This window comes from Rhizobium sp. N324, from assembly GCF_001664485.1.
Classification (GTDB): domain Bacteria; phylum Pseudomonadota; class Alphaproteobacteria; order Rhizobiales; family Rhizobiaceae; genus Rhizobium.
Genome location: NZ_CP013630.1, coordinates 3,717,388 through 3,725,000, shown reverse-complemented (window position 1 = coordinate 3,725,000; position 7,613 = coordinate 3,717,388). Strand labels below are relative to the sequence as shown.

General features: G+C 57.5%; 2 protein-coding genes, 1 tRNA gene and 2 rRNA genes. 4 read left to right on the top strand and 1 reads right to left on the bottom strand.

What is annotated here, in order from left to right; translation table 11 throughout:
* Positions 1–490: 490 nt before the first annotated feature.
* The 4 genes from AMK05_RS17880 (at position 491) to AMK05_RS17865 (ending at position 5,605) form a co-directional block, all read left to right on the top strand.
* Positions 491–3,372 (top strand): 23S ribosomal RNA (locus AMK05_RS17880).
* Between the two features lie 109 nt (positions 3,373–3,481).
* Positions 3,482–3,596: ribosomal RNA gene (gene rrf / locus AMK05_RS17875) — 5S ribosomal RNA — on the top strand.
* Positions 3,597–3,795: 199 nt separating this feature from the next.
* Positions 3,796–3,872, top strand: a tRNA-Met gene (locus AMK05_RS17870).
* 710 nt (positions 3,873–4,582) lie between these two features.
* A complete protein-coding gene (locus AMK05_RS17865; RefSeq protein ID WP_064840479.1) occupies positions 4,583–5,605 on the top strand; it encodes a DUF808 domain-containing protein in 1,023 nt (340 codons plus the stop codon).
* Between the two features lie 187 nt (positions 5,606–5,792).
* Here the strand turns inward: AMK05_RS17865 and AMK05_RS17860 are convergent, their stop codons facing one another.
* On the bottom strand, positions 5,793–7,589 hold the full coding sequence (locus tag AMK05_RS17860; RefSeq protein ID WP_064840478.1) for an adenylate/guanylate cyclase domain-containing protein: 1,797 nt from the start codon (positions 7,587–7,589) through the stop codon (positions 5,793–5,795).
* Positions 7,590–7,613 lie beyond the last annotated feature (24 nt).

Below are 7,613 nucleotides of genomic sequence, written 5' to 3'. Positions count from 1 at the left end.
AAGAAATAAAAGTTTGCATCGGCTAAGGCCTGATGCCTGTTCTGCATACATTGTGAAGAGAAGATTGATCTGGAGGCTTCCAGGTGTTGTGGGTTTTGGCCCATGGCGTCCGAGCCCAGTTCTGCTGATCCTATGGATGGCCTAGCCGGCCGGAGATAGGGGAAGGACTGGAGGTAGGAAGGAAGCTTGTCGCTCTGGGTCGTCAGCGTAAACCGCGTAGCGGTTTATCGCGTGTTGTTTGGTCATCTTTAGGGATGGGCATCTGACGGACGACTTGATTGCCGTTGCCTGACCGCGCGGTATCGGATCCAATCTCGAGAAGCTGGTCTTAAGACAGGCTGCAAGTGGGCTGCTCGGCGTAGCTCCAATAAAGCAGACCTGTCGAACACGTTAATGGCATTGTTGGATTGACTGGGTTGTAAAAGGTAACCCGGTCTGTTGTCGTTTCTTCGAAACGGACAACGAGATGATGAGCATTGGCAATGAGAACGATTAAGTGTCGTAAGGGCATTTGGTGGATGCCTTGGCATGCACAGGCGATGAAGGACGTGATACGCTGCGAAAAGCCGTGGGGAGCTGCGAATGAGCTTTGATCCATGGATCTCCGAATGGGGCAACCCACCTTAAATGCTTGGGAAATCGAGCGTGCCGAAGGCACGCGAGGCAGTAGGAAGAAGGCAATAGGCAGTAGTGAAAACTATTGGCTGCTGCCTAATGGCTATTGCCTGACGCGTCTCTGACGCGCTCGGTTTCCAAGCATTGTGATAAGGTATCTACACCTGAATACATAGGGTGTAAGAAGCGAACGCAGGGAACTGAAACATCTAAGTACCTGCAGGAAAGGACATCAACCGAGACTCCGCAAGTAGTGGCGAGCGAACGCGGACCAGGCCAGTGGCAATTGTGATTAAAGTGGAACGCTCTGGAAAGTGCGGCCGTAGTGGGTGACAGCCCCGTACGCGTAGATATCATGATTGTCCTAGAGTAGGGCGGGACACGAGAAATCCTGTCTGAACATGGGGAGACCACTCTCCAAGCCTAAGTACTCGTGCATGACCGATAGCGAACAAGTACCGTGAGGGAAAGGTGAAAAGCACCCCGACAAGGGGAGTGAAATAGAACCTGAAACCGGATGCCTACAAACAGTCGGAGCCCGCAAGGGTGACGGCGTACCTTTTGTATAATGGGTCAACGACTTAGTGTAACAAGCAAGCTTAAGCCGGTAGGTGTAGGCGAAGCGAAAGCGAGTCTGAATAGGGCGATATAGTTTGTTGCATTAGACCCGAAACCGAGTGATCTAGCCATGAGCAGGTTGAAGGTTGGGTAACACCAACTGGAGGACCGAACCCGCATCTGTTGCAATAGATTGGGATGACTTGTGGCTAGGGGTGAAAGGCCAATCAAACTCGGAAATAGCTGGTTCTCCGCGAAATCTATTTAGGTAGAGCGTCGAGCGAATACCCCCGGGGGTAGAGCACTGGATGGGCTATGGGGACTCACCGTCTTACTGATCCTAACCAAACTCCGAATACCGGGGAGTACTACTCGGCAGACACACGGCGGGTGCTAACGTCCGTCGTGAAAAGGGCAACAACCCTAACCTCCAGCTAAGGTCCCCAAGTCATGGCTAAGTGGGAAAGGATGTGAGGATCCCAAAACAACCAGGATGTTGGCTTAGAAGCAGCCATCATTTAAAGAAAGCGTAACAGCTCACTGGTCTAAATAAGGGTCTTTGCGCCGAAAATGTAACGGGGCTGAAGCCATGCACCGAAGCTGAGGATGTGTAGCAATACACGTGGTAGCGGAGCGTTCCGTAAGCTGATGAAGGGAGACCTGTGAGGGCTCCTGGAGGTATCGGAAGTGCGAATGTTGACATGAGTAACGATAAAGAGGGTGAGAGACCCTCTCGCCGAAAGACCAAGGGTTCCTGCTTAAAGTTAATCTGAGCAGGGTTAGCCGGCCCCTAAGGCGAGGCAGAAATGCGTAGTCGATGGGAACCACGTTAATATTCGTGGGCCTGGTGGTAGTGACGGATTGCACAAGTTGTTCTGGTTTATTGGATTATCAGGGCAGCGGAGCGGTTCCAGGAAATAGCTCCACCGTATAGACCGTACCCGAAACCGACACAGGTGGTCAGGTAGAGTATACCAAGGCGCTTGAGAGAACTATGTTGAAGGAACTCGGCAAATTGCACGCGTAACTTCGGAAGAAGCGTGACCCCATATGAGGCAACTCTTGTGGGGTGGCACAGACCAGGGGGTAGCGACTGTTTATCAAAAACACAGGGCTCTGCGAAGTCGCAAGACGACGTATAGGGTCTGACGCCTGCCCGGTGCTGGAAGGTTAAGAGGAGAGGTGCAAGCTTTGAATCGAAGCCCCAGTAAACGGCGGCCGTAACTATAACGGTCCTAAGGTAGCGAAATTCCTTGTCGGGTAAGTTCCGACCTGCACGAATGGCGTAACGACTTCCCCGCTGTCTCCAACATAGACTCAGTGAAATTGAATTCCCCGTGAAGATGCGGGGTTCCTGCGGTCAGACGGAAAGACCCCGTGCACCTTTACTATAGCTTTACACTGGCATTCGTGTCGGCATGTGTAGGATAGGTGGTAGGCTTTGAAGCGGGGACGCCAGTTTCCGTGGAGCCATCCTTGAAATACCACCCTTATCGTCATGGATGTCTAACCGCGGCCCGTCATCCGGGTCCGGGACAGTGTATGGTGGGTAGTTTGACTGGGGCGGTCGCCTCCGAAAGAGTAACGGAGGCGCGCGATGGTGGGCTCAGACCGGTCGGAAATCGGTCGTCGAGTGCAATGGCATAAGCCCGCCTGACTGCGAGACTGACAAGTCGAGCAGAGACGAAAGTCGGTCATAGTGATCCGGTGGTCCCGCGTGGAAGGGCCATCGCTCAACGGATAAAAGGTACGCCGGGGATAACAGGCTGATGACCCCCAAGAGTCCATATCGACGGGGTTGTTTGGCACCTCGATGTCGGCTCATCGCATCCTGGGGCTGGAGCAGGTCCCAAGGGTTTGGCTGTTCGCCAATTAAAGCGGTACGTGAGCTGGGTTCAGAACGTCGTGAGACAGTTCGGTCCCTATCTGCCGTGGGTGTAGGAATATTGACAGGATCTGTCCCTAGTACGAGAGGACCGGGATGGACATATCTCTGGTGGACCTGTTGTCCTGCCAAGGGCATAGCAGGGTAGCTATATATGGACGGGATAACCGCTGAAGGCATCTAAGCGGGAAACCCACCTGAAAACGAGTATTCCCTATCAGAGCCGTGGAAGACGACCACGTTGATAGGCCGGGTGTGGAAGTGCGGCAACGCATGAAGCTTACCGGTACTAATAGCTCGATCGGCTTGATCGTTCTCATTGACTGTGCTCATCGAACAAAGTTCGATGATGCTTGAAGACGTGTTCAAATAAACGATGTGAAAACATCACCAGCTTCTCAAACATAAGTTGCGCTTTGCCGACCTGGTGGTTATGGCGGGGTGGCTGCACCCGTTCCCTTTCCGAACACGGCCGTGAAACGCCCCTGCGCCCATGGTACTTCGTCTTAAGACGCGGGAGAGTAGGTCGCTGCCAGGTCTGCAAAACGCAACTTCATGATATAAAATCTTCTCATCACAGACCAACGGCCCAAAGCCGATCAAAGGGCCGCTCACAAAGCGGCCTTTCGTGTTAATATATACCGCGGGGTGGAGCAGCCCCCGCCGAACCGCAGAAGGCAAAGCCTTCGAGGACCGGCAAACAAAAAGTCCGGGCATGCCCAGACAGCTCATCATGGCGCGGGGTGGAGCAGCCCGGTAGCTCGTCAGGCTCATAACCTGAAGGCCGCAGGTTCAAATCCTGCCCCCGCAACCAAATTCCCTTGTCTTATCCAAGCTACCCAGACCAGTTATCGCTGGCGGAAAAGCTTCGCTTTCCCTGGCGATGGTAGCTCCTCGTTCGCAAAGCTCACCATAACCTGAAGGGTGAGCGGTCGGTCGGGCAAAGCCCGATAAAACAGTCCAGTGGACTGTTTTAAGATCCGAACGGTTCAAATCCTGCCCCCGCAACCAAACAAATAGCCCGCCTCAGCGCGGGCTTTTTGTTTGGTAACGGGTCGAGGAGTTAACGCCTCGTCAGGGGCCCGCAACGAGGCGAAGCCGACGAAGCGGGACAGAAAAACAGCAAAGCCTGAACCCGCAACCAAATTCTCGACTGCCAATACGCAAAAACCCGCCTCTCGGCGGGCTTTTGCGTTTCTGAGGCAGAGATCGCGTTCTCGCCTGCCGCATTGAGCTGCGGAAGCTGACGTTCCCGGTTCTGGCGAAGGGGCGGATCCTGATCCGCCGCATTGACGCGGAGTGCAAATTTGGGGCTGTCACGGGTTTCGCTGAAATGGGAGCGGCAGGCTTGCTCTCCGCCAGGGAGGCGGGCCGAGCCCGATGCCGGGTGAATAACGGCGGCATTGCCGTTGCGATCTGCGCGTGGCATCTTCCCGGCGGGGATGCCACGTCTCGCCTCGAGGTCGTTGGATGGCGGTTTTTCCATTTTCGCTATCTAAATCTATCTTCCCAACGGAGGCTTGAATGAGTGTTGGCTTGATCGCCCTTCTTGACGATATCGCCGCATTGGCCAAGGTGGCTGCAGCCTCGCTTGACGATATTGCCGGCCAAGCAGCCAAGGCGGGCGCGAAAGCGGCAGGCGTCGTCATCGATGATGCGGCAGTCACACCCCGCTACGTCACCGGATTTTCGGCAGCACGCGAAGTGCCGATCATCGGCAAGATCGCAATCGGTTCGCTGAAGAACAAGCTTCTGATCCTGCTTCCTGCAGCGCTTATCCTGAGCCTTGTCGCACCACAGGCGATCACACCGTTGCTTATGATCGGCGGACTTTTTCTCTGCTACGAGGGCGTGGAAAAAATCTACGCACAGGTGCTGCCGCATGCGGCTCATGCCCATGAATCGGCACTGGAGACGACAAGCCTTGATGCGCAATCCCTCGAAGACGAGAAGGTCGCCGGTGCGATCAAGACCGATTTCATTCTGTCGGCTGAAATCATGGCGATTACGCTCGCCGCGGTGCCGTCCGGCAGCCTATTCACGCAGGCCTTCATCCTAGCCGTCGTGGGGCTGGGCATAACGGCCTTGGTCTATGGCGGCGTGGCGCTGATCGTGAAGGCCGATGATCTGGGCCTGATGATGGCGCGGGTGCAGACGGCGTCCCCGATGGGGGCATTCCTGCGCGTGGTCGGACGCGGGCTGGTCACAGGCATGCCTTATTTTCTGAAAGCGCTCGGTATTATCGGAACGGCGGCGATGATCTGGGTCGGCGGCGGCATCATCGTGCACGGCCTCGAAGCCTATGGAGTGGGCGGCCTCGCGCATCTCATCCATGATGCCGGGGAGGCTGTCTCCCATGCCATTCCCGTTCTGGCGTCCGTGCTGCGATGGATCGTCGAGGCCACCGGAGCGGGCATCGTCGGTATTGTCGCCGGCTTGATCACGATTCCGGTCGCAGGCTACGTCATCTCGCCGATGTGGCGGTACCTCAAATCACTCCTGCCGCGTCGCCGGCGGAAAGAGGCACTGGCGGACGGGAAAAAATGAAACCCGGCCATCGATAGACTGCGATGATCGATGGGCTCGACGGCAATTCAGCGTGACAGCGGGCCTTGCGCGGATAAATTGCGCTTGCCGGCGCTATGATCCTGTGGGAGGCGTGATCCGAGAAATTTCGGGCCTGGACTGCCCGGGAGATGATCTGCCCGCTCATCTGTCCGAGCCGCAGTTTCTGTCAGCGCTGACCGACATCCGCGACGATCAGTCCCGCCTTGCGCAGCCCTTCGACGCGGCGGTTAAAGTCCTCTGGGTTTCGGAAAGGGAGGACGCGGCGGCGGCGTTCGATGGAGAAATCCGGATTGATCCGGAGCGCCTTCTCCCACGCCTGCCGGGCATCCTCCGGCCGGCCGAGATGGCCGTAGCATGAGGCGAGCAGCGCATAGGCGGTTTCCGATTGCGCGTTTTGTTCGAGCCGTTGCTCGATCGCGGTGATCGCCTGCTCATATTCACCGAGAGAAAAGTGCGCATCGGCGAGAAATTGCAAAAGAATTTCCGGATGATGCGGGTCAAGCCGCATCGATGCATCGAGCGTTTCCAAGGCGCCTGCAGGATCGCCTGAGAAGATCTGGATATGGGCCATCAGTATCAGCAGTTCGGCGGAGTTGGGCGACAGGGCGAGGCCGCGCAGCACTTCCGCCCGCGCCCGGTCCAGTTCGCGGCTCCACATGCAGGCCATGCCCAGGGCGAAGTGGCTATTGGGCTGTTCTTCGGCCATATCCACTGTCTGCTGCGCCAGATCCAGCCCGGTCCGCAGCGAACCCTCCGGATCCTCGCTCCAGGCGTTGACGTAGTCGAGGACATGCGTGAAGGAGATCAGAGCCCGGGCCGCCGCATAGTCCGGATCGATGGCGACAGCCTCCGCCGCCAGGCCGCGGGCGGCTCTGTTTCCGCTTCGGCTATGGGTCGACGCCTGCTCGCGCCCGCGCAACAACAATTCGTAAGCGCTGACATCGACGGCGCGCCCTTGGGCCAAACGATCATGGTCGCCATGCGTGAGGTTCAGTTTGAGCGCCGCCACGATCTCCTGGGTCAGTTCATCCTGAACCGCAAAAATGTCGGTGAGATCGCGGTCGAAGCGGCTGGCCCAGATGTGTCCGCCATTGCTCGCGTCGATCAGTTGAGCCGTGACACGCACGCGGTTGCCGGCCTTGCGCACGCTGCCCTCCAGAACATAGCGGACGCCGAGCGCCCTGGCCATCTCAGGCACCGAGGCTGTGACATTCTTGTAGACGAAGGATGAGTTGCGGGCGATCACGTGCAATTCAGACAGCTTCGAGAGGTCGGTGATGATGTCTTCGCTGATACCGTCGGAGAAATATTCCTGTTCGGCGTCGCCGCTCATGTTGTTGAAGGCCAGCACGGCGATGGAGGGTTTGTCGGCAACGGCCGCAGCCGAAGGCGATCTCGTTGCGGGCGGCGCTCCCGGCGGCCGTGCCGGGACCGGCTGCGAAGCGGGCCACACCTGCAGCAAATAGACCCGCATCGGCTCGGCGATATTCTTGAGTTGGATTTGGCCGAGATCGGTCACGGCGAGATCAAGCCGCGCTCTCACCTGGCGGTAGGCATCTTCGGAGAGACAAATGGCGCCGGGCCTGGCAACTCCCTCCAAGCGGGCGGCGATGTTGACGCCGTCGCCCATCAAGTCGCCGTCGCTCTCCTCGACCACATCGCCCAGATGGATCCCGACCCGGAACTCGATGCGATGCTCGGGAGGCACGCCGATATTGCGCTCGACCATGGCAGTCTGCACCTCGATTGCACAGCGCACGGCGTCGACGACACTGCGAAACTCGATGAGGCTTCCATCGCCGGTGCGCTTGACGACGCGGCCATTGTGCACGGCGATGGTCGGATCGACCAGATCGCTGCGCAATGTTCGCAGCCGCGCCAGGATGCGGTCCTCGTCCGCACCGGCGAGACGGCTGTAGCCGACCACATCCGCGACCAGGATTGCCGCCAGTTTTCGCGTCACGCTCGTAGCCCAGGTTCCTTGTCG